This window comes from Streptomyces canus (assembly GCF_041435015.1).
GTDB lineage: Bacteria > Actinomycetota > Actinomycetes > Streptomycetales > Streptomycetaceae > Streptomyces > Streptomyces canus_G.
Genome location: NZ_CP107989.1, coordinates 3,872,432 through 3,893,175, shown reverse-complemented (window position 1 = coordinate 3,893,175; position 20,744 = coordinate 3,872,432). Strand labels below are relative to the sequence as shown.

22 protein-coding genes are annotated in these 20,744 nt (G+C 69.2%); 18 read left to right on the top strand and 4 right to left on the bottom strand.

Going from position 1 to position 20,744, the window contains the following annotated elements:
- The first annotated feature begins 201 nt into the window (after window positions 1–201).
- On the top strand, window positions 202–1,518 hold the full coding sequence (locus OG841_RS17365) for an Nramp family divalent metal transporter (RefSeq protein ID WP_328640649.1): 1,317 nt from the start codon (window positions 202–204) through the stop codon (window positions 1,516–1,518).
- On the opposite strand, the gene OG841_RS17360 is transcribed toward OG841_RS17365, so the two are convergent.
- Window positions 1,515–2,759, bottom strand: a complete 1,245-nt coding sequence (locus OG841_RS17360; protein WP_328640650.1) for a hypothetical protein — start codon at window positions 2,757–2,759, stop codon at window positions 1,515–1,517. The genes OG841_RS17365 and OG841_RS17360 overlap by 4 nt on opposite strands.
- 56 nt (window positions 2,760–2,815) lie before the next feature.
- On the bottom strand, window positions 2,816–3,322 hold the full coding sequence (locus OG841_RS17355; RefSeq protein ID WP_328640651.1) for a SigE family RNA polymerase sigma factor: 507 nt from the start codon (window positions 3,320–3,322) through the stop codon (window positions 2,816–2,818).
- A 123-nt stretch (window positions 3,323–3,445) separates the two neighbouring features.
- On the opposite strand from OG841_RS17355, the gene OG841_RS17350 reads away from it, so the two are divergent.
- Window positions 3,446–3,844, top strand: a complete 399-nt coding sequence (locus tag OG841_RS17350) for a hypothetical protein (RefSeq protein ID WP_328640652.1) — start codon at window positions 3,446–3,448, stop codon at window positions 3,842–3,844.
- A 135-nt stretch (window positions 3,845–3,979) separates the two neighbouring features.
- On the opposite strand, the gene OG841_RS17345 is transcribed toward OG841_RS17350, so the two are convergent.
- Window positions 3,980–5,668 carry a chitinase gene (locus OG841_RS17345; protein WP_371565986.1) on the bottom strand — a complete coding sequence of 563 codons (1,689 nt, stop codon included), beginning with the start codon at window positions 5,666–5,668 and terminating at the stop codon, window positions 3,980–3,982.
- A 256-nt stretch (window positions 5,669–5,924) separates the two neighbouring features.
- Here OG841_RS17345 and OG841_RS17340 point away from each other — a divergent pair, with 256 nt between their 5' ends.
- The 14 genes from OG841_RS17340 to OG841_RS17275 all read left to right on the top strand — a co-directional run bounded on the left by OG841_RS17340 (window position 5,925) and on the right by OG841_RS17275 (window position 17,039).
- A complete protein-coding gene (locus tag OG841_RS17340) occupies window positions 5,925–6,827 on the top strand; it encodes a hypothetical protein (protein WP_371565985.1) in 903 nt (300 codons plus the stop codon).
- Window positions 6,828–6,893: 66 nt separating this feature from the next.
- The gene (gene cpaB / locus OG841_RS17335; protein ID WP_328640655.1) at window positions 6,894–7,601 is read left to right on the top strand and encodes a Flp pilus assembly protein CpaB; all 708 of its coding nucleotides are present in this window, start codon (window positions 6,894–6,896) and stop codon (window positions 7,599–7,601) included.
- Window positions 7,602–7,610: 9 nt separating this feature from the next.
- Window positions 7,611–8,861 (top strand): AAA family ATPase, encoded by a 1,251-nt coding sequence (locus OG841_RS17330; protein WP_328640656.1) that lies wholly within the window; start codon window positions 7,611–7,613, stop codon window positions 8,859–8,861.
- Between the two features lie 44 nt (window positions 8,862–8,905).
- On the top strand, window positions 8,906–9,229 hold the full coding sequence (locus OG841_RS17325) for a pilus assembly protein (protein WP_328643644.1): 324 nt from the start codon (window positions 8,906–8,908) through the stop codon (window positions 9,227–9,229).
- A 1-nt stretch (window position 9,230) separates the two neighbouring features.
- Window positions 9,231–9,584: a TadE/TadG family type IV pilus assembly protein gene (locus tag OG841_RS17320; RefSeq protein ID WP_057609953.1), complete on the top strand. Its 354-nt coding sequence runs from the start codon at window positions 9,231–9,233 to the stop codon at window positions 9,582–9,584.
- 12 nt (window positions 9,585–9,596) lie between these two features.
- On the top strand, window positions 9,597–10,934 hold the full coding sequence (locus OG841_RS17315; RefSeq protein ID WP_328640657.1) for a CpaF family protein: 1,338 nt from the start codon (window positions 9,597–9,599) through the stop codon (window positions 10,932–10,934).
- Window positions 10,935–10,945: 11 nt separating this feature from the next.
- Window positions 10,946–11,890: a type II secretion system F family protein gene (locus tag OG841_RS17310; protein WP_328640658.1), complete on the top strand. Its 945-nt coding sequence runs from the start codon at window positions 10,946–10,948 to the stop codon at window positions 11,888–11,890.
- A gap of 10 nt (window positions 11,891–11,900) precedes the next feature.
- A complete protein-coding gene (locus OG841_RS17305; protein ID WP_328640659.1) occupies window positions 11,901–12,791 on the top strand; it encodes a DUF5936 domain-containing protein in 891 nt (296 codons plus the stop codon).
- 10 nt (window positions 12,792–12,801) lie between these two features.
- Window positions 12,802–14,097, top strand: a complete 1,296-nt coding sequence (locus tag OG841_RS17300; RefSeq protein ID WP_371565981.1) for a sensor histidine kinase — start codon at window positions 12,802–12,804, stop codon at window positions 14,095–14,097.
- 32 nt (window positions 14,098–14,129) lie between these two features.
- Complete coding sequence (locus tag OG841_RS17295; RefSeq protein WP_371565979.1) at window positions 14,130–14,924, top strand: response regulator; 795 nt, start codon at window positions 14,130–14,132, stop codon at window positions 14,922–14,924.
- Between the two features lie 112 nt (window positions 14,925–15,036).
- A complete protein-coding gene (locus OG841_RS17290; RefSeq protein ID WP_167368204.1) occupies window positions 15,037–15,198 on the top strand; it encodes a Flp family type IVb pilin in 162 nt (53 codons plus the stop codon).
- A complete protein-coding gene (locus OG841_RS17285) occupies window positions 15,195–15,803 on the top strand; it encodes a pilus assembly protein TadG-related protein (RefSeq protein ID WP_371570726.1) in 609 nt (202 codons plus the stop codon). Before OG841_RS17290 ends, OG841_RS17285 begins: the two co-directional genes overlap by 4 nt.
- 16 nt (window positions 15,804–15,819) lie before the next feature.
- Window positions 15,820–16,401 (top strand): hypothetical protein, encoded by a 582-nt coding sequence (locus tag OG841_RS17280; protein ID WP_371565977.1) that lies wholly within the window; start codon window positions 15,820–15,822, stop codon window positions 16,399–16,401.
- Window positions 16,402–16,409: 8 nt separating this feature from the next.
- Complete coding sequence (locus tag OG841_RS17275; protein WP_365118880.1) at window positions 16,410–17,039, top strand: OmpA family protein; 630 nt, start codon at window positions 16,410–16,412, stop codon at window positions 17,037–17,039.
- Window positions 17,040–17,049: 10 nt separating this feature from the next.
- Here the strand turns inward: OG841_RS17275 and OG841_RS17270 are convergent, their stop codons facing one another.
- Window positions 17,050–17,421, bottom strand: a complete 372-nt coding sequence (locus OG841_RS17270; RefSeq protein WP_371565975.1) for a cytochrome P450 — start codon at window positions 17,419–17,421, stop codon at window positions 17,050–17,052.
- Window positions 17,422–17,958: 537 nt separating this feature from the next.
- Here OG841_RS17270 and OG841_RS17265 point away from each other — a divergent pair.
- Window positions 17,959–18,297, top strand: a complete 339-nt coding sequence (locus OG841_RS17265) for a hypothetical protein (protein WP_328640662.1) — start codon at window positions 17,959–17,961, stop codon at window positions 18,295–18,297.
- A 61-nt stretch (window positions 18,298–18,358) separates the two neighbouring features.
- On the top strand, window positions 18,359–20,626 hold the full coding sequence (locus tag OG841_RS17260) for a hypothetical protein (protein ID WP_371565972.1): 2,268 nt from the start codon (window positions 18,359–18,361) through the stop codon (window positions 20,624–20,626).
- Window positions 20,627–20,744 lie beyond the last annotated feature (118 nt).

Below are 20,744 nucleotides of genomic sequence, written 5' to 3'. Positions count from 1 at the left end.
GGGGAGTGGAGCGGGGGGTTGGTTCAGCGAGCTTTGCGACGTGCTGCCGGTGCGGGTGTGCCGCTCATCGTGGGCTTATGGCATGAGCAGGTCAAGAGTGAATAAAGCCGCGATGGCGTGAACCGTGCGCCCGGGTCGCTTCGATTTCCTTCACCGCACGCCCTCTTGCCGGTCCGCGATCTTTAGGGTTTCTTGACCTTCATGGCGGACACCACGGACAACACAGTGACCGGTGAGACGAACTCCGTACCGCGCAAGTCCAGTTGGCGGTACATCGGCCCGGGGATCGTCGTCGCCGCGACCGGCGTCGGCGCCGGAGACCTCGTCGCCACCCTCATCGCGGGCAGCAACTTCGGCTACACCCTGCTGTGGGCCGCGGTGATCGGCTGCCTGGTCAAGATCTCCCTCGCGGAGGCGGCGGGCCGCTGGCATCTGTCCACCGGCAGCACCCTGTTCGACGGCTGGGCGAGTCTGGGCCGCTGGACCACCTGGTTCTTCGCCGTCTACGTGGTGATCTGGGGCTTCGTGTACGGCGCGGCGGCGATGTCGTCGAGCGCGCTGCCCCTTCAGGCGCTGTTCCCGGACGTGATGGACCTCGAATGGTGGGCCATCGCCTGCGGTCTTGTCGGCCTGGTCTTCGTCTGGTTCAACAAGTACGCGGTGTTCGAGAAGGTCATGACGGTCCTGGTGGGCGTCATGTTCGTGGTGACGGTGTACCTCGCGATCAGGGTCACCCCGAACCTCCCGGACGCCTTCGCCGGCCTGCTCCCCGTCCTGCCCGACGAGAAGGACTCGATCCTCAACACCCTCGGTCTGATCGGCGGCGTCGGCGGCACGATCACGCTCGCGGCGTACGGCTACTGGGTCAACGCCAAGGGGTGGACCAACACCGGCTGGATGAAGGTGATGCGCCTCGACAACCGGGTCGCCTACATCACCACCGGCATCTTCGTCGTCGCCATGCTCTTCGTCGGCGCGGAACTGCTGCACAGCGCCAATGTGGCGATCGCGAGCGGCGACAAGGGGCTCGTCCAGCTGAGCGACATCCTGGAGGACGAGTACGGGTCGGCGACCGCCAAGTTCTTCCTGATCGGCTTCTTCGCCACGTCCTTCACCTCGCTGATCGGCGTCTGGCACGGGGTGAGCCTGATGTTCGCGGACTTCGTGGCGCGGTACCGCGACCGCGCGGGTGCGGCGGGCTCCGGCCGGGAGGTCGCCTCCGGCTCACGCGAGCGCTCCTGGCCGTTCCGCGTGTATCTGCTCTGGCTGACCTTCCCGCCGATGGTCCTGCTCTTCCAGGGCCAGCCCTTCCGCCTGGTCATCATCTACGGCGTCCTCGGCGCGGCCTTCCTCCCCTTCCTGGCCGGCACGCTGATGTGGCTGCTGAACACCTCCCGCACGCCAAGGGAGTGGCGCAACGGCCCCCTGAGCAACGCGATGCTGGCGATCGCGGGCCTGCTGTTCCTGGTCCTGTGCGTGAAGCAGATCTGGGACCAGCCATGGTCGGAGTTCTTCTAACTGCCGCTCCACCACCGGGCGTCGAGCGCCATCTCCCGCATCTGGGCGATGGTCAGCGCGGGGGTCTCACGGGTCGCGGGCTCGTTCTGGGTGCCGGCGTTGAAGGCGCTGATCACCACGCGCCTGCCGTCGGCGCGCATGGTGTCGACAGTCCACATGACCTGGTCGCCCCTGTCCCCGGGGCCCTGCTTGACGGCGACCCGGGTGCCGTCTGGCAGCGTCTCGGAATTCGAGTCGAAGAGGTCACCGGCCGCGTCCAGCATGTCGGGCTGCACGTTCACCTGGACCATGCTCCTGCCCTTGCCGTCGTCGACCACGGCGTAGGCGAAGTCGCCGTCGTCGCTGCTCTTGTCGGTCACCTTCAGGCCCTTCGGCAGCAGGGCCAGCAGGTCGGTGCGGGCGTGCAGGTCGGAGCCGGGGAGCTCCGGCTCGGGGAGGGGCGCGGGGAGGGCGTTCGCGACGCTGCGCCACTCCTTCGCCGCCGCCAGCCGCGTCAACTGAGCCGGGTTCAGCGGGGGATCGGTCCGGGTGACGGGCTTGTCCTTCTCGGCGGCCGCGTTCCACTCGCTGACGGTGATGTGCTGCCCGGTCGGGGTGACCAGCTCGGCGGTCCAGAGCTTGGTGTCCACCCGGCGGTCGGGATACTCGTACCCCTGGAGCACGGTGACCACGGAGCCGTCGGCGAGCCGACTCGTCTTGCAGGCGTCGTACGGGATGTACACCCGGTCGGGGCACCGGGCCGCCTGCCGGGCCTCGGTACCGCCCGGCTGCACCCGGCCCACGCTGACCCCGATGGCCGCGGCACCGTCGCCGTCGTCGAAGACGAGCCCGGCGGACGGCGCGGGCACCTTCCGGTCGTCGGCCGGCTCGGTGCCCTGCCCGCGCTCCTCGCTGAAGTCACCCTCGGGCAGCAGGTTCTTGAGGGTCTCGATCATCTGCTCGTCGGTCGCGGGCGCGGCCGTGACGCTCGGCTTCGGCTCGGCGGAGGCCGTCACGGACGACGGCACGGCCTCGGTCGCCGTACCGCCCGGCCGCAGGACCAGCACCCCGCCCACACAGGCGAGCACGACACTCGCGGTGCCCCCGGCGACGGCGGCCCGCCGCACGAACCGCTTGCGCCGGCCCCGCGCCGCGCCGCGTGCGGCGAGGGCCGTGCGATCGGTGTCGAAACCGCCGCCGGTCTCGTGCAGGGCGGTGGCGAGCCGCTCCTCGAAGGGGTCCTTGTGCTGGTCTGCGAGCATGGGGCAGCCACCGTTCCGGGTCGGTCGGTCGGACGAAAGGGAAGTCAGGGGGCCGGTCAGGGCCGGGCGTAGGCGCCGATGTCCTCGCCGAGGAGCCCGCGCAGCTGCTTGAGGGCTCGGGTACAGCGCGTGCGGACGGCTGCCGCGCTGGCGTTCAGGACACCGGCGGTCTCCTCGATGGAGCGGTCCTCCCAGTAGCGCAGGACCACCACGGCACGGTCCTTGGCGGGCAGCCGTGCGAGGGCGTCGAGCAGCGTCAGCCGCAGGGGCGTGTCGACACCGGCGACGGCCACCTCCGGCAGGACGTCGGTCGCGCGCTCTCTGCTGCTGCGGCGGCGCTGATGGGTCAGGAACACCCTGACCAGGACGGTCTGCGCGTACGCCGCGGGGTTGCCGACGAGGGAGATCCGGCTCCAGCGAACGTAGATCCGCCCGAGCGCCTCCTGCACCAGGTCCTCCGCGAGATGAGTGTCACCCGCGGTCAGCAGACACGCCGAGCGGTACAGGTGTCCGGCCCGGGCAGCGGCGAACTCCGCGTACTCGTCCGCACGGGCCTGTCTCATGTGTTCCCCCCTGGTGCTGTGCGCCCGGCCGTGGAAGTGGTCCTTACTTCAATGACGCTGTGGGGTGGGGAGAATGTTTCACATGAACCGGAAGCAGTCCGCGACGCCAGGGGACGGATGCCGATGACCACCCCGCCACCGCCCTACGGCGACCAGCCCCACCCGTACGGCGGCCCGCCGGGTTTCGGTCCGCCACCGCCCCCGTCGGCCTTCGCCTCTCAGGCGCCCCAAGGGGTGCCCGAGGGACCGGAGTTCATGGCCGTCGACCGGCACAACTCCATCGTCGTCGACTCCGTGGGCGTCGCCTTCGAGGACCACGGGCACTCCGCCGAGTTCCCCTGGCACGAGATCCGCAGCGTCCACTACAAGGACGGGCCGGGCGGCAAGACCTTGATGATGGGCGTCATCCACCTCGACGGCCGCTTCTACGAGTGCGTCGTCGACGCGAAGAGCCGGGACACCCTGGGCCAGTGGTTCGCCCGGCTGGCACCGGTGCTGGGGTATTACCGGCCCCTGGCGTGACGGTGGACGCGGTGCGCCACGGCGACCGAGGTGACGGTGGTCGTGCGCTGCCTCCGCGGCGCCCGCTTCTCGCTGGTTCGCGACACACGGGCGCCGATCGATCCGACCGTGACGAGTGAGGAGACGGACCGACGGCTACGGCAACCCGTGCACGTGCGGTCCCACTGTGTTGGACCACGCGTTGCCCGCCGCCGCGTCCCAGTTGGTCGACCAGGTCATGGCGCCGCGCAGGTCCGGGTAGGTCTTCGACGGCTTGAAGGAGCCGCACCCCGTGCCCTTGGTCAGGCAGTCCAACGCGTTGTTCACCACCGAGGGCGAGACGTAGCCGCTGCCCGCCCCGCTCGTGGACGCCGGCAGGCCCAACCCCACCTGGGACGGGGACAGTCCGCCCTCCAGCTGGATGCACGCGAGGGCGGTCAGGAAGTCCACCGAGCCCTGGGAGTAGACCTTGCCGTCGCAGCCCAGCATCGAACCGCTGTTGTAGTACTGCATGTTGACGACCGTGAGGATGTCCTTCACGTTCAGCGCGGTCTGGAAATACGCGTTGGACGTCGACTGCATGTCGATGGTCTGGGGCGCCATCGTGAGGATCAGACCCGACCCCGCCTTTGCCGACAGCGATCGCAACGCCTGTGACATATAGGTCGCGTTGAGTCCGTTCTCCAGATCGATGTCGACCCCGTCGAAGCCGTACGTCTGCATCAGCGCGTACACCGAGTTCGCGAAGTTCGCCGCCGACGTCGGGTCGCTCACCGAGACCGTGCCGTTCTGGCCGCCCACGGAGACGACGACCTTCTTCCCGGCCGCCTGCTTCGCCTTGATGTCCGCCTTGAACTGGTCGACCGTGTACCCGCCGAGCCCGGCCGAGTCCAGGCTGAAGGTCACGGCGCCCGGAGTGGTCGTGGCGTCCGCAAAGGCGACCGCGATGATGTCGTACTGCGACTGCACGGCCGACAGCTTCTGGACCGTCGCCCCGTTGTTGAAGTTCTGCCAGTACCCGGTGACCGCGTGCTTCGGCAGCGCGCTGCCCCCGTCGCCCGGGGAAGCGGTCGTCGTCCCCGTCACCGCGCCCGACTTCACGGACTCACCCGCCGAGTTCACGGCCGTGACCTGGAAGCTGTACGAGGTCGACGCGGCCAGTCCGGTCACGGTCGCCGACGTCCCCGTCACCGCCGTGATCTTCGTACCGTTCCGGTGGACGTTGTAGCCCGTCGCGCCCGACACCGCGTTCCAGGACAGGGAGACGGACGACGAGGACGTGCCGGAGACCGCCAGTCCGGCCGGTGCCGCCGGGACCGTAGGGGTGGGATCGCCCCCGCCGCCTCCGTCCGGGCCGTACACCGACACGTCGTCCGCCAGGTATGCGGCCTGCCCGTACCAGCCGTGCGTGTACACCGTCACCGAGGTCGTCGAGGCGCCCGTCGTGAAGGTGGTCGTCAGCTGCTTCCAGGACGCGGTGTCAGGGGTCCAGGTCGACACGTCCGTCGTGCCGGTGCCGGTCGCGCCCAGGTAGGTGTAGCCGCCCTGCACCCAGGCGCTCAGCGTGTACGTGGCGTTCGGCTTCACGGCCACCGACTGGACGCACTTGGCGTTGTCCTGCCCGGCGGGCGTCGCCTTCAGCGCGGCCGAGCCGCCGTGCACGGGGGAGGAGACGGTCGTACCGCTGCTCGCCGAACAGGTCCAGTTGGTCAGGCCGGACTCGAAGCCGGCGTTCTTTGCGTTGTTGACGTCCGCGGCGGAGGCGGGGCCCGCGACGGCCAGGGAGAGGGCCGTGCTGAGGGCCGCGGTCCAGAACCGCGCCGCTCTTCTGTTGAGTATGGGCATGACAAGAGAGTTGGTCCAGACCAATCTCGCTGTCAAGGATGCTGTCGGGGATGGGTACGCAACCGGCCTTTCTCTGGCCCGCGCACGTGGCAAGTGCGCCCCATCTGGGCAGTAATCGCCCGCTTTTGATCCCTCGCGCAGGCCAGGAAGTCACAGAATCGCTGTTCTCCGGCCATGGAGCCGTGGTTACAGTGCTCAGGTAGTCACGCAGTGAAGTCGACCGGGTGCGCCGGAGTGATCCGTCGGACCCACGGGCATGGGATACGGGGAGCTGCGCGTGCCAACTGCCATCGCCGTGACCGGTGCCGACATGGCGCTGCCGGCGCAGGACGAGCGGACTCTGCCCGCCGTCGTGCTCGACGGCCTCGGCCGGCAGCCGCTCGACCACTCGCTCGCCGCCCTCCAGACGCTGATCGACCAGCACGGCCATGTGATCGTCGTGTACTCCCATGCAGTGCCCCCGGAGGTGGACCAGCGGCTGCGCACCGTGCGATCCCTCCTGGAGAGCGACCGGATCGCCCTGTTCCAGCCCGAACTGCCCCCTCTCGGAATCGCCGTCCTCGCCCGGCAGTTGAGACAGCTCGCCTCCTGCGACCTCAGTCCGGGCGTCCTCGCCTCGGCCGGCCGGCTGCTCACCCACTACCTCCACGCGGGCGCGCTCCTCGGCTCGGTGGCCAAGCTCGACCGGGTCCCCGTCGGCCTCAAGTCGCACGCCAAGTCCTGGGTGCCGGGCAGTCAGTTCGCCGTGCTCGCCCACCCCCAGCCGCAGCTCGTGAGGATCGTCCCGGACGCCACGCTCGCCGGTCCGGAGTTCGCCACCTCAATGCTGGTCGCCCGCGGTCAGCTCCAGTCCGAGTGGGTCTCCGGGGCGCTGGCCAAGTCCTGGCGGATCCAGGGGCTGCGCGAGAGCCCGCTGCCCGCCGAGTCCGCCGAGTGGTGGGGCACCGGCAAGCTGATCGAGTTCTGCAGCTTCCTGCCCGACCTGTCCGTCCTTTACCAACTGGTCACCTCGGTACGGCAGAACATCTGTCACTGGTGCGGTATCGACGTCATCGGTGACCGCTGCGTGTTCTGTTCGGCCACCGCACCCGTGACGCCCGTTCCTCAGCAGCGACTACAGCAGCAACAGCAGCGCCAGCACCAACTGCCCGCCGGGTGAGCCGTACCGGCTCGCCCCCGTCCCCGATTCCGCTCGACCGAGCCCCCCAACGAGGTTGTACGGTTCATGAACTCCCGTCAGCGCCGCGGCGTGATACTCCTGCTCCTGTCGGTCCTGGGCGCCCTCGCGGCCTTCGCCGGCGTGCTCTCCGTCATCGACGACGTGAAGTCCAAGGTCGGCCCCGAGGTCACGGCGTACGAGGTCAAGAAGGACATCGAGCCCTACACCCGGCTCACCGCGGCGCAGTTCGAGAAGACCGAGATGCCCAAGCGCTGGCTGTCGGCCAACGCCGTCACCGATCTCGCCGCCGTCCGCGACAAGATCGCCGTGACGACCCTGAAGAAGGGCTCGCTGCTGCAGAGCGACATGATCGTCGACCAGCCCGCGCTGCAGCCCGGGCAGCAGGAGGTCGCCATCATGATCGATGCGGCGACCGGCGTCGCCGGCAAGATCACGCCGGGCTCCGCGGTCAACGTGTACGCCACCTTCGAGGGACAGCGGGAGGGTGACCCCGACCTGTCGAAGATCATCGTGACGAACGCGCGCGTCCTGGACGTCGGCGACCTCACCTCGCTCCAGCCCGACGCCGACGAACGCACCCGCGCCGCCACCGAGGCCCGCCCCATCACCTTCGCCCTCTCCGCCCTCGACGCCCAGCGCATCACGTACGCCGAGTCGTTCGCCAAGCGGGTCCGGCTCGCCCTGGTCGCGCCGGGCGAGACCGGGACCGTGCCCGAGCAGGAGCGCACGTACGAACTCGCGAAGGACAAGTGAGAGGCCGCCATGCCCACGAGGATCCTTCCGGCAGTCGGCGACGCGGACGCGGTCCGCTCCCTCACCACGCTGCTCAGCCAGCTCCCGGACGCCGAGCCGGTCGTGCCGGTGACCGACTCCACCCAGCTCATCGACACCCTCGCACGCCTGGCGTCCGAGTCCATCGACGAACTGCCCGAGGTCGTCGTGGTGCACGAGCGGATCGGGCCCGTCCCGGCCCTGGAGCTGATCCGTGAGGTCGCCCTGCGCTTCCCGGCCGTCGGCGTCATCCTCGTCACCTCCGACGTCAGCCCCGGCCTCTTCCAGGCCGCCATGGACTACGGCGCCCGCGGCCTGATCTCCCTCCCGCTCGGCTACGAGGAGCTCGCCACCCGGGTGCACGCGGTCGCCCAGTGGTCGGTGGGCGTACGACGGCACCTGGGCGCCGCCACCGACGTGTTCACCGGCGTCGGCGGCACCGTCGTCACGGTCAGCGGCGCCAAGGGCGGCGTCGGCGCCACCACGACCGCCATCCAGCTCGCCCTCGCCGCCCAGGCCTCCGGCCGCACCACCGCCCTGCTCGACATGGACCTCCAGACCGGCGACGTCGCCTCCTATCTGGACGTCCAGTTCCGCCGCTCGGTCGCCGACCTCGCCACCATCACCGACATCTCCCCGCGCGTCCTCGCCGACGCCGTCTTCCCCCACGACACGGGCCTCGCGCTGCTGCTCGCCCCCGGCGAGGGCGAACGCGGCGAGGAGGTCACCGAGCGCGCCGCCCGCCAGATCGTGAGCGCCCTGCGCTCCCGCTACGAGATCGTGGTGGTCGACTGCGGGGCCCAGCTCAGCGGAGCCGGAGCGGCGGTCGTGGAGATGGCCGACACGGCCCTGCTGGTCACCACGCCCGACGTGGTCGCCGTACGCGGCGCCAAGCGTGCCGTGCGCATGTGGGACCGCCTCCAGGTCCGCAAGGCCGAGGAGACCACCGTCGTCGTCAACCGGCACAGCCGCAGTACGGAGATCCAGCCCGCGCTCATCCAGAAGATCACCGGTACGGGCGTCGCGGCGACCGTGATCCCGGCGAACTTCAAGGAGCTCCAGGGCGCGGTGGACGCGGGCCGGGTCCACGAACTCGACGCCAAGGGCACGGTGAAGCAGGCCCTGTGGACGCTCGCCGGTGAACTGGGCCTGGTCAAGGGCTCGGAGGCGAACTCCCATCGCAACGGCGGCCGGGACCGCGGCGCGCTGACCTTCCGGCGGCGCAGGGAGATCGGGAGGTGAGCGGGCGGCGGGACGAGGGACAGGTCACCATCGAGTTCCTCGGGATGACCCCGCTGATCCTGATCACGCTCGTGCTGCTGTGGCAGTTCGTGCTGCTGGGATACACGTACACGCTCGCGGGGAATGCTGCGGACGAGGCGGTACGGGCCGCGACGGCGGCGCCGCCGGGGGAGCGGGAGGCCGCGTGCGAGCAGGCGGGACTGGACAAGCTGCCCGGCGCCTGGACCGGCCAGGTGGACTGCGCCACCGGCGGCGGCTATGTCACGGCCGATGTCCACCTGGACGTCCCCGTCCTCTTCCCGGGCTCGATCGCCTTCCCCTTCCAGGTCGACGGACACGCGGGCGCCGTGGAGGAGGACAAGCACTGAGATGTCGTACTCCCGCAAGAGCACGCGCGACCGCGGCCAGGTGGCCCTCGAGTACCTCGGCTTCATCCCGATCCTGATCCTCGTCGCCATGGCGGGCGTTCAGATCGGGCTCATCGCCTACACCGCCCAGCAGGCCGGTACGGCGGCCAGGGCCGGGGCGCGGGCCGCCTCGCTGGACATGAGCGCGCAGGAGGGCTGTGTGAACGCGATCAGCGACTGGCTGTCCGTCGACTGCGCCGAGGGCGGGGGCGGCGACTCGGTCACCGTCACCGCCACCGTCCAGATCCCGTCGATCGTCCCGGGCTGGGACTTCGATCCCGCCGTCAAGACCGCCACCATGCCGCTCGACCACTGAACGAGGTACCTCATGAGTCTGCGGTCCCGCATCAACACCCCCGAGGAGAACGGCAGCCGGGGCGAGGACGGCCACCTCGTCTCCTCCTACCGTGCCAAGCTCCTGGAGGAGATCGACCTCGCGGAGATGAGTGCGCTGGCGGCTGCCGAGCGCCGGGCGCGTCTCGAGCGGGTGCTCGGGCACATCATCAGCCGTGAGGGGCCGGTCCTGTCGACGGTCGAACGCTCGCAGCTGATCCGGCGGGTGGTCGACGAGGCCCTGGGTCTCGGCATCCTGGAGCCGCTGCTCGAAGACGCCTCCATCACCGAGATCATGGTGAACGGCCCGGACTCGATCTTCGTCGAACGCGGCGGCCGTGTCGAGCAGTTGCCGCTGCGCTTCCCCTCCCACGACCAGCTGATGCAGACCATCGAGCGCATCGTCTCCACGGTCAACCGGCGGGTCGACGAGACCAACCCGATGGTCGACGCGCGCCTGCCGTCCGGCGAGCGCGTGAACGTCATCATCCCGCCCCTCTCCCTGACCGGCGCCATCCTCACGATCCGCCGTTTCCCGCGCTCCTACACGCTCCAGGAACTGGTCGGCTTCGACTCGCTCGACGAGAACATGCTGTACCTGCTGGCCGGCCTGGTGCAGGCGCGCTTCAACATCATCGTGTCGGGCGCCACGGGCACGGGAAAGACGACCCTGCTCAACGCGTTGTCCGGGCTCATCCCGGAGGGCGACCGGATCATCACCATCGAGGACTCGGCCGAACTCCAGCTCCAGCAACGGCACGTGGTCCGGCTGGAGTCGCGCCCGCCGAACGTGGAGGGCCAGGGCCGGGTCACCATCCGCGACCTGGTCCGCAACTCGCTGCGCATGCGCCCCGACCGGATCGTGGTCGGCGAGGTCCGCGGCGGCGAGTCCCTCGACATGCTCCAGGCGATGTCGACGGGCCACGACGGCTCCCTCGCCACGGTCCACGCCAACAGCGCGGAGGACGCGCTGATGCGGCTGAAGACCCTGGCCTCGATGTCGGAGGTGGAGGTCCCCTTCGAGGCGCTGCACGACCAGATCAACAGTGCGGTCGACGTGATCATCCAGCTGACCCGGTTCGCCGACGGCGCCCGCCGGATCACCGAGATCGCCCTGCTCGACAGCCACGGCAGCGAGCCGTACCGGCTGGCCACGGTGGCCCGCTTCGACGCCCAGCCCATGGCGGCGGACGGCCGGATCTACGGCCGGTTCGCGTACTTCCCGCTTCCGCGCCGTGCCGTCGACCGCCTCTACATGGCGAGCCAGCCCACGCCCCAGGCCTTCGGCGTGGCCCAGTCCGCGAACCAGTTGGCCATCCGAGAAGCCAGGTAGGACCCACCCCCATGGACCTCCAGACCCTAGTCCCGCTCACCATCGGCGCCACCCTGGTGACCTGCGTGCTCGCCGTCGTGGGCGTCCACTTCTACGCCAGGGGACGGGCCCAGCGGGCGGCGCTGGTCGACCGGCTGTCGGCCGCGAGCCAGGTGCCGTACACCGGCCGCCGCCGGCACTTCCGCGACCTGGACCGCCGGCTGCGCCGCACCCGGCTCGGCAGGCAGCTGGAACTGAGGCTTGCGGCGACCGGGCTGGACGTGACGCCCGGCGAGTTCTTCGCCGCGATGATCGGGCTCGTCGGAGGCCTGTGGCTGATCGGCCAGGCGACCCTGGCGCCCTTCTTCGGCCCGCTGGCGGGCCTCGCGGGTGTCTGGGCGGCGGTGCAGTTCCTCAACTGGCAGCGGCAGAAGCGCATCGAGAAGTTCATCAACCAGCTCCCCGAACTGGCCCGCATCCTGGCCAACGCCACCCACGCGGGCCTCGCCCTGCGCACCGCGATCGGCATGGCGGCGGAGGAGCTGGAGGCACCGGCGGGAGAGGAACTGGCGAAGGTGGCGAACCAGTTGGCGGTGGGCGTGTCGATGGAGGACGCGCTGGACGAGATGGCGAAGCGACTGCCGTCCCGGGAGCTGGTGGTCCTGGTGACGACCCTGGTGCTGTCGAGCCGGGCGGGCGGCCAAGTGGTCAGCGCCTTGCGGAACCTGACCGAGACGCTGGAGGAGCGCAAGGAGACCCGGCGCGAGGTCCGCACCCAGCTCTCCCAGGTGAACATGACGTCGTACGCGGTCCCGGTCCTCGGCATCGGCTCGCTGTTCCTGATGAACGGCGTCAAGGACGGCGCGCTGGAACGCATGACGGGTTCACCACTCGGCCAGGCGGCGGTGATCATCGCGTTCGCCCTGTACGGGGTGGGATTCGTCCTCATCCGCCGCCTGTCCCGGATCGACGTCTGAGGGGGTGGCCATGATCGGTTTCGGACTGGCCCTGTTGATGGCCGTGAGCGTGTGGGGCGTCTTCGCCGGCATCCGTATGTACCGGGCGGAGGCGAAGCTGCCGAGCGACCTGGTGCTGGCACTGGAGGTCGGATCGACCCGCACCGGCGCGGTGGACTCCCTGATCGACCGCATGGGCATGCGTTACGCCCCCGCCGTCCTGCGACTGATGGGCCCCAAGCAGGTCGCCAAGTACCGCCGCAAGATCGACCTCGCGGGCAACCCCGGCGGCCTGACCATCCACCGCTACGCGGCCCGCAGGGCGGTCTACGGCTTCCTCGGCGGCCTGGGTTTCCTGGTGTTCCTGCTGCGCGGCCAGATCCTGGTGGCCCTGCTCCTGCTGGCCTTCGGGGCGTTCTGGACGGAGGTCGGCATCTGGTCGGCGATCCGGGTCAGGAAGGACGTCATCGAGCGCACGCTCCCCGACTTCCTGGACGTGCTGGCGGTGGTGGTGAGCGCGGGCCTGGGCTTCCGCCAGGCACTGGACCGCGTGGCCTCCAAGTACGAGGGCCCCTGGGCCGACGAACTGCGCATCACGCTCCGCCAGATGGACCTGGGCATGAGCCGCCGCCAGGCCTTCGCGGAGCTGCGCCGCCGCAACGACTCCGAACAGGTCGCGATGTTCGTGACGGCGTTGCAGCAGGGCGAGGAACTGGGCGCGCCCATCGTGGACACCCTGGTCTCCCTGGCCAAGGACATGCGCCGTACGGACGCCCAGAACGCCCGCCGCAAGGCCGCCCGCGCGGTCCCCAAGGCCACCATGATGATCACCACCTTCATGGTCCCGGCCACCATGCTTCTGCTGGCCGCGGGCCTGCTGCTCGGCTCGGGCACCGACTTCGGCACGATCACGGGGAAGTAGGGGGCGGGCGATGTCGACGACGGGTGCGCGCAGGAACACCCACCCCGCCGAAGGCCGGGTGGGGCCCTCCGACGTACCCGCGCTGGACCTCCAGGTCAACGCCCTTCAGGCCATGTGCCGCCAGGTCTTCGGCTTCCGGCTGGCCATGATCGCCCTCGCCGCCCCCGCCGCCCTCCTCAACGCCAACCCCGGCCTCGGCACCCGCCTGGTCGGCGCGGCGGTCGTCGTCACCTTCATGGTGTCGTACGCCCTCTTCAGGGACTGGGAACGCTTCGGCCCCCTCCTCCTGCGCCACCCCAGCCTCCTCGCCGCGGACACCCTCTTCGCCAGCCTCCTCCTGATCTCCGCGGGCCCTGACACCACGCTCGCCTACGTCAGCGTCTGCACCCCGCTCCTCGCCGGTATCGCCTACAGCTGGCGAGGCGCCGCGGTCTTCGCGTCCCTGCAGTCCCTGATCCTGCTCCTGGCCCAGACAGCCCTCCCGCACCCGAACACGACTCCCGCCGACGTCCTTCTCCTCCCGGGCTTCTGCGTGATCACGGGCGCGGTCGGCTCCACCCTGCGCAACCTCCTGCTCCGCTTCGGCACGGCGACCCAGGCCCTCACCGCGATGAAGGCCCGCCTGGCGGTGGCGGAGGCGATCAGCGAGGAACGGGCCCGCCTGGCACGGGAGATGCACGACTCGGTGGCGAAGACCCTCCACGGCGTGGCCCTGGCCGCGGAAGGCCTGGCGACATCGGCGGCCGCCCCCGCCCCGGACCCGGCCCTGCTCGAACGACAGGCCGGGCTGGTGGCCCGAGCAGCCCGCAGAGCGGCGACGGAGTCCCGCGAACTCCTGACAGACCTGCGCCGGGACCAGGCCCCCGCCACGGACGTACTCGAGGAACTGGCCACCCGCACCAGGAACTTCAGCGCCCGTACGACCCTCCAGGCGACCTACCGGGCCCCCACCCAGCCCCACCCCGCACTCGCCGTCCCGCACCCCGTGGCCCGCCAACTCCTCACCATCACCGAGGAGGCGATGGAGAACGCCCACCGGCACGCCGATGCCACGCGCATCGACGTCACCGCGGACGTGGACCCCGACCACGAACTGCTCAGCATCAGCGTCCAGGACGACGGCCGCGGCCTCCCCCCGGACACCACCCTCGACGCACTCCGCCGCTCCGGCCACTTCGGCCTGGTCGGCATGGTGGAACGCGCCGAGTCGGTGGGCGCCCGTATCCACATCGGCGAGGGCGCGGACGCGAAGGGCACGGAAGTACTCCTGGAACTGCCCTTGTCACTCCCGCGGGCGGACCGATGACCCCCCGCCCCACCCCGAGAGGAGGCCGCGACATGCCGGACGACCCCCAGCACCCCACCCCACCGATCGCGCTGTTCCCGACGGCCCCGCCCACGCCCGTCCGGATCGTCGTCGCCGACGACAACCCGGTGGTCCGAGCCGGCCTCACCGCCCTCCTGACGGGCCGCGAGGACATCACGGTCGTGGCGGAGGCGGCGGACGGCCGCGAGGCGTACGAGGCCGCGAGCCGGCACCACCCGGACGTGATCCTCCTGGACGTCCGGATGCCGGGCGTCGACGGGATCTCGGCGCTGCCGTACCTCGTGCCGATCGCCCCGGTGCTGATGCTGACGTACAGCGGAGAACCGGAGACCGTCCAGGAGGCGCTGCGCAGGGGAGCCGACGGCTACCTCGTCCACGGCGAGTTCACGGCGGACCAGCTCGTCCTGGCCGTCAGGGACACCGTCCAGGGCCGCACCCACCTCACGCCCACGGCGGCGGGCGCCCTGCTGACCCAGCTACGCGATGCGAATGCACACGTAGATCCTCATCTTCCGGTGTCAGCAACGCCGTTTCCCCTCAAAGGGCTTTCGCAACTGCAATCATCTGTGGGACAGTCGTCGTCGGACCGGTCGCGTTTCCAACTCAGCGCGAGGGAGGCGGAGATCATGAACCTCATCGCATCCGGCATGAACAACCAGCAGATCGCCGCCGCCTGCTTCATCAGCGAGAAGACGGTCAAGAACCACATCAACCGCATCTTCGCCAAGCTCCACAGCACGAGCCGCTCCGAGGCCGCCGCGAAGTGGCTGGGCACGGCGCGGAGTTCGGGCCGAGGGGTGGGGTGAGCCGTGTCGCTGCGAGGTTGGGCCCGGATTTGGGCCCAGGGGCCCTGCGCCGATCGGTATCCGCAGGTCTACGTTCCGGTTGTCGACAGCGACGACGCCGAAGGGGCCCGCAATGAGCAACCGGTTCAACGACGACAAGGGTCAGACCGCGGTCGAGTACCTGGGCATCATCGCGGTGGTGGTGGCGATCGTGCTGGCGATCACGGGGACGGACATCGGCAACACGATCTACACCGCGATCGTGGACAAGGTCAACGAAGTCATCAGCGGCTGACCGGGTCTCGTAGACACGACGACGCAGGGCAGGCTTTCCCCATCTACATCATGGTGGTGGCGGGCCTGCTCTTTCTCGCGTTCGCCTACCTCGCGGTCGGCCAGGCCGCAGCGAATCGGAACGGCGCGCAGACGGCGGCCGACGCGGCGGCGCTGGCAGCGGCCCTGGACACCCGGGACGAGATCACCGACAAGTGGGTGGAGAACATCCTCGATCCCACCAAGTGGCAGGACATCTTCGACGGCGTGGGAGTTGACTTCAACGGGTGCGAGCGGGCTGACCAACTGGCCGCGCAGAATGACGCCACGGTCGGCTGCGCGATACTGCCGGGGACGCCCCCGGGCTACAAGGTCGAGGCGACGACCAACAAGACCGTCGGTGATTCCATTGTCCCCGGAGTCGAGGGCAAGCAGTCGACCGAAACCGCCACGGCGGTCATCGAACCGATCTGCAAGTTCAAGCTGCCTGGCGAAGGCGCGGACGTGCTGCCGAAACTCACCTGCGAGGACAACGTCGAGTGGACCCTGGACCCGGACGACCTCACAGACCTGCCAAAACCAGAAGACCTCTTCGACGTCCATCTGGCACAAGGAAACGACGAATGACGAAGGAAGCGGACTGATGAGCATTCGGTTCACGGCGAGGGCCCGCAGGGGGATGGTCGCGCTGACGATCGCGGCCGGACTGGCCGTCGGCGTGGCCGGTTGCAGCGGTGGAGGGGATGACGACAAGAAGCCGGAGACGTCGGCGTCGGCGTCCCGCACGGGCGGCTCCGACCCGAGCACACAGGAAGGCCAGTCGGACGAGCCGATGGCGGAGTTGAAGGGGTCAAGCGGGCTGCTGCTCCAGATCACCTCGGCCACTCGTGACGCCGGCGGATTCGTCACGGTGAACGGCAACCTGAAGAACGACGGCTCCAAGCGCATCACCATTCCCCCCGCGGTGCGCGGAGACGAGACGGAGATCCTCCGGCACGGCATGTCACTCGGGGGCGCGACGCTGGTGGACGCCACGTCGAAGAAGCGCTACTACGTGCTGCGCGACACGGACGGCCGACCACTGACGACGACCGGCTTCTCATCGCTGCAACCCGGCGAATCCCTGGCCGTCTTCGTCCAGTTCCCGGCCCCCCCGACCAGCACCGCCGACGTCACCTTCCAACTCCCCACCTTCGCCTCCGCCCCCATCCAGATCTCCGGATGACGCCCACCATGACCGCCACCCGAACCCCACCCCGCCTGGCCCTGGCCATCACCGTCGCCTCGCTCATGGCGGCCCTGACCCTCACCCCGGCCCAGGCCGACGACGGCCCCAGCGTGCCCCCGGGCACCGAACCCTCCGCCACCGCACCCGTCGAGGTGGACCCCAACGACCCGGATCTGAAGCTCCCGGAAGGCGCCACCCTCGCCGAACCGAAGGTCCTGGACATCAAGCAGGTCGTCGAGGACCAGAGCGGTGACGAGCGCAGGGAGGACACCAACGCGGACGTGAAGTTCGCGCTCCAGGCAGAGGTCCTGTTCGGCAAGGACAGCGCGAAGCTGAACGGCGAGGCGAAGGCCCGTATCTCCGCGATCGCGGCGGAGATCAAGAACCAGAACGCCACCCGGATCCGTGTCTTCGGCTTCACCGACAACCTCGGCAGTTACGCCCACGGCCGCACCCTCTCCCGGCAGCGCGCCAACGCCGTACAGGACGTCCTCGACCAGGAGTTGAAGGACTCGGGCATCACCTACGAGGTCCGCGGCTACTCCGAGGACTACCCGATCGCCTCCAACGCGACGGAGTCGGGCCGCAAGAAGAACCGCCGAGTCGAGGTCTCCTTCCCCCGCGGGGGGAACTGACCGACCGGCCCTACCAGGTCACCGGCAACTCGTAGACGCCGTAGACGATGCCGTCGTCCTTGAACGGGATCGTGTCGAGGTCGGTGGCCCGGCGCATGGTGGGGCTGCGGCGGAAGAGGGTGTGGTAGACGACCTGGAGCTCCAGACGGGCCAGGGGCTGGCCCAGGCACTGGTGGATGCCGAAACCGAAGGCCATGTGGCGACGGGCGTCGCGGCGGACGTCGAGCCGTTCGGGCTCGGGGAAGACGTCGGCCTGCCAGTTGCCGGTGGCGCCCGGCATGACGACGCCTTCGCCGGCCCGGATGGACCGGCCGCCGATCTCCAGGTCCTCCAGGGCGAGTCGGCGCTGGCCGTTGTGGACGACCGTCAGATAGCGCAGCATCTCGTCGGCGGCGGACGCCAGGACCTTCGGATCGTCGGTGTCCCGGACGACGGCGAGCTGGTCGGGTGTTCCAGGAACGCGAGGATGCCCAGGGCGAGCATGTTGGCGCTGGTCTCGTGCCCGGCGCCGAGGAGCAGGACACCAGCATGGTGGCGTCGTGGTGGGTGAGGTCACCGGCCCGCACCCGGGCGGCCGGCTCGGAGAGCATGTCGTCAGCAGGGTCGGCGAGTTTGGCGTCGATCCCCGCTCAGGTACTGGTAGATCTCGCCGAAGGCCGCCCGGACCGCATCGGCGGTTACGTCCCGGCGGAGCTCTACCTTGCTGTTGGAAACCGATCCATGCGGCCTCGTGGACGTATGCGAGAGCAATGGCTCCACAGGTCCTCCCTGTCTGTGGCTTCAAGGTCGGGATCCGGCCGAAGGCCCGAAGACGCAGCCCGCCACGGTGATATTTTTTGCGTGCGCATCACTGACTGATTCGCGTAACAGATCGAAAGCTCCGGACCGTCGGGGCGAAAGCGAACATGGGGGATACGGAATGTCGGGCGGCACGGACATCGAGGATCCGGCGGCACTAAACCGTGCGGGCACCGGCGCGCAGGAATTGGCGGGACGCACGCGAACCACCGGCGCCCACCCGGTGGATGAAACCCGCTCGGCATCCAAGGACTTCGGCAGCGGCAACTGGGACGGCGGGCTCGGCGGAGCACTGAGCGGCCTGGCGGAGACCTGGGCGAGCCAGGTCTCGGCACTCGCGTCAAAGTGCGACGGCCTCTCCCGCCAGTGCGGCGGTTCGGGCCTGCTCTACCAGAGCACGGAGACGGCGAACACGCAGACCATGCGCTCCCTGTCCGGCAAGCCGTCACCCTTCGGCTGAACCTGACACGAACCAGCCACCGCCCACCGCGATCACCACACCACGGGGACCCACCGCAGCCATGCCGACGTATGAGCAGCTGTACCACCTCAATCTCAGCAACCTCAAGGCGGCCGCCGACCGCTGGCGGGAGACGGCCACCAAGTTCAAGGGTCTGCACACGGCGTACGGCGACGAGGTCGCGGCGCCGTTCAAGCAGGCAGGCTGGCACCAGCCCGCGCTGACGGCGGGCAAGGCCGGCAACGACGTACGAGATGCGCACCAGGAGTTCGCGGACGCCCGGAAGGAGGCGGAGGGCATCGCCGGTGTGCTCGCCTCACTCCATGGCGCTTTGAGGAAGGCCAAGGACGACCTCAGCCACCTCGCCGAGGTGGAGGCCCCGAAGCAGGAGTTGCACGTCAGCGTCACCGGCGTCGTCACCCCGCGCAACGACGCCAACCAGCAGACCTGGGCGCACCACGACCCCGACGGCCAGGCCCTCATCCGCAAACAGCAGCAGGCCTGCGACGCCTTCGCCCGCCGTATCGAAGCCGTCCTCCAACAGGCCGCCGACGCCGACGAGACCGCCTGCTGGGCCCTGCGCCGCGACCTCGGCGGCTACACGGACAACTTCAACTCCAAGGTCGTCATGTCCTTGGACTCTGCCGACGCCACTCACGCGGCCGAGCTGATGAAGAAGGGCGACAAGCTCACCGACACGGAACTCACCGAGCTCAACCACCTGCTGAAGACCAACCAGGGCGACGCGGAGTTCTCCACCACCTTCTACAAGCAGCTCGGCCAGAAGGGCACCCTCCAGCTCTACGGCCAGCTCGCCTTGCAGACCGCCGACGCGAGTGACGGACGCAAGGCGTTGCTCCAGCAGCTTCAGCGCAACATGGGCAACAACCTGGCCACCGCCACGAACCCGGGCAAGACCCCGCACCTCGACGAGCAGTGGACCGCCGACCTGCGCAAACTCGGCACCCAGCACATCGCCTTGTACCCGGACAGCATGCGTGAGGGCCCCTACGGCTACCAGCTCCTCGGCGGCATCCTCCGCTACGGCGACTACGACTCCTCCTTCCTCACCCCCATCGCGGAGCACGTCACCCAACTCCACGCCAAGGACCCGTACTTCTTCGCCGGAACGAAGTCCGACTTCGGAGACCCGGAGTACGGCTTCAACCCCTCGGGCAAGAACGGCGCGGGCTACGACCCGATGAACAGCGTCCTGGAGGCGTTGGGGCACAGCCCGCAGGCGGCCACCGACTACTTCACGCCACCTATGGAGAAGTACGCCGAGGACGGCACCCGCAAGGGCGAGCTTGCCAACATCGACGGCTCGAACAGCTACCTGGACTACCTGGTCAACAAGGACTACGAGTCCTTCCCCGACATCACCGGGCACGACCCGGACGCCGCGAAGAAGTCCATGAACGACTTCCCGGACGCGCTGGGGCATGCTCTCGAAGCGGGAGCTACGGGACGGCCTTGGGACGGCGACCCCAACGCTGACGCTGTCCCGCACACGGCCGATCAGGCCGCCCTGACCCGTCAGGTCGTGGACAAGTTCGGTGGCGAGGAAGGTCCCGAACTCCTCAACGGCAAGGATGGCGCTCCCTATGAGGCCGCTCGTGACAGTCTGGGCAATATTGCCGCCGAATACATGAGTGACGTCCAGCGCACAATCTCCACGCAGGACGATCTCCCCGTCTTCGGGTCTGCCGCACAGCTTGACCGTGCCCACACCGAGGCGTTTCTCTCCCAGGTTGGACAGGATCCTGATGCCTACGCGGCAATCACCGCATCGCAACAGGCGTACACCACTGCCGAAGTCGACCGGGCCATGAACGCCGATAGCCAATCCGAGGTGCCCATCTCCGAGCGCGCAGCGTCCGCCGTCCGTCCAGGGGCTACTGTCGCGGGAATCATGAGCGAGGCTCGCGCGGAGGCGATCTTCGAAACCCAGCGAGCCAAAGACGCGGACTTCAATGAATCGGCCGAGACGGCCAGTAAGTGGGTCGGTCGTGGCCTGGGCCTGGCTACCGGCGCTATCAAGACCCCTGTCGTTGGAGATGTCGCAGGCTGGGCCATCGAGGACATTCAGTCCAGCGTGATGGACAGCATCCGACAGGACACCACCACAAAGGCCCAGTACGAAGCTGGTGTGGAGTTCAGCAACGGCAGCGAAGCCGCCCAGCGGTCCGCGCAGGTCGCCGTCGAGCAGGCAGCGCAGCGTGGCGACCACAATGCCGATACCGTACGCGACGTCAAGAAGGCCGTAGCCGGGGAAGCCGGCCAGAGCCACGCTGCCGGAGCCACGTGGGAGGCCGCGCGCCATGGATAGCTGTAAGCACGTACGAGTGGCTGCGTGGATGCTTCTTACGGCTGTCATGCTGTTGTCCGGCTGCAGTTCTGAACAACGTGTGGAGTATGACTACCCGAAGGCATTTTGCGGAGTCCCT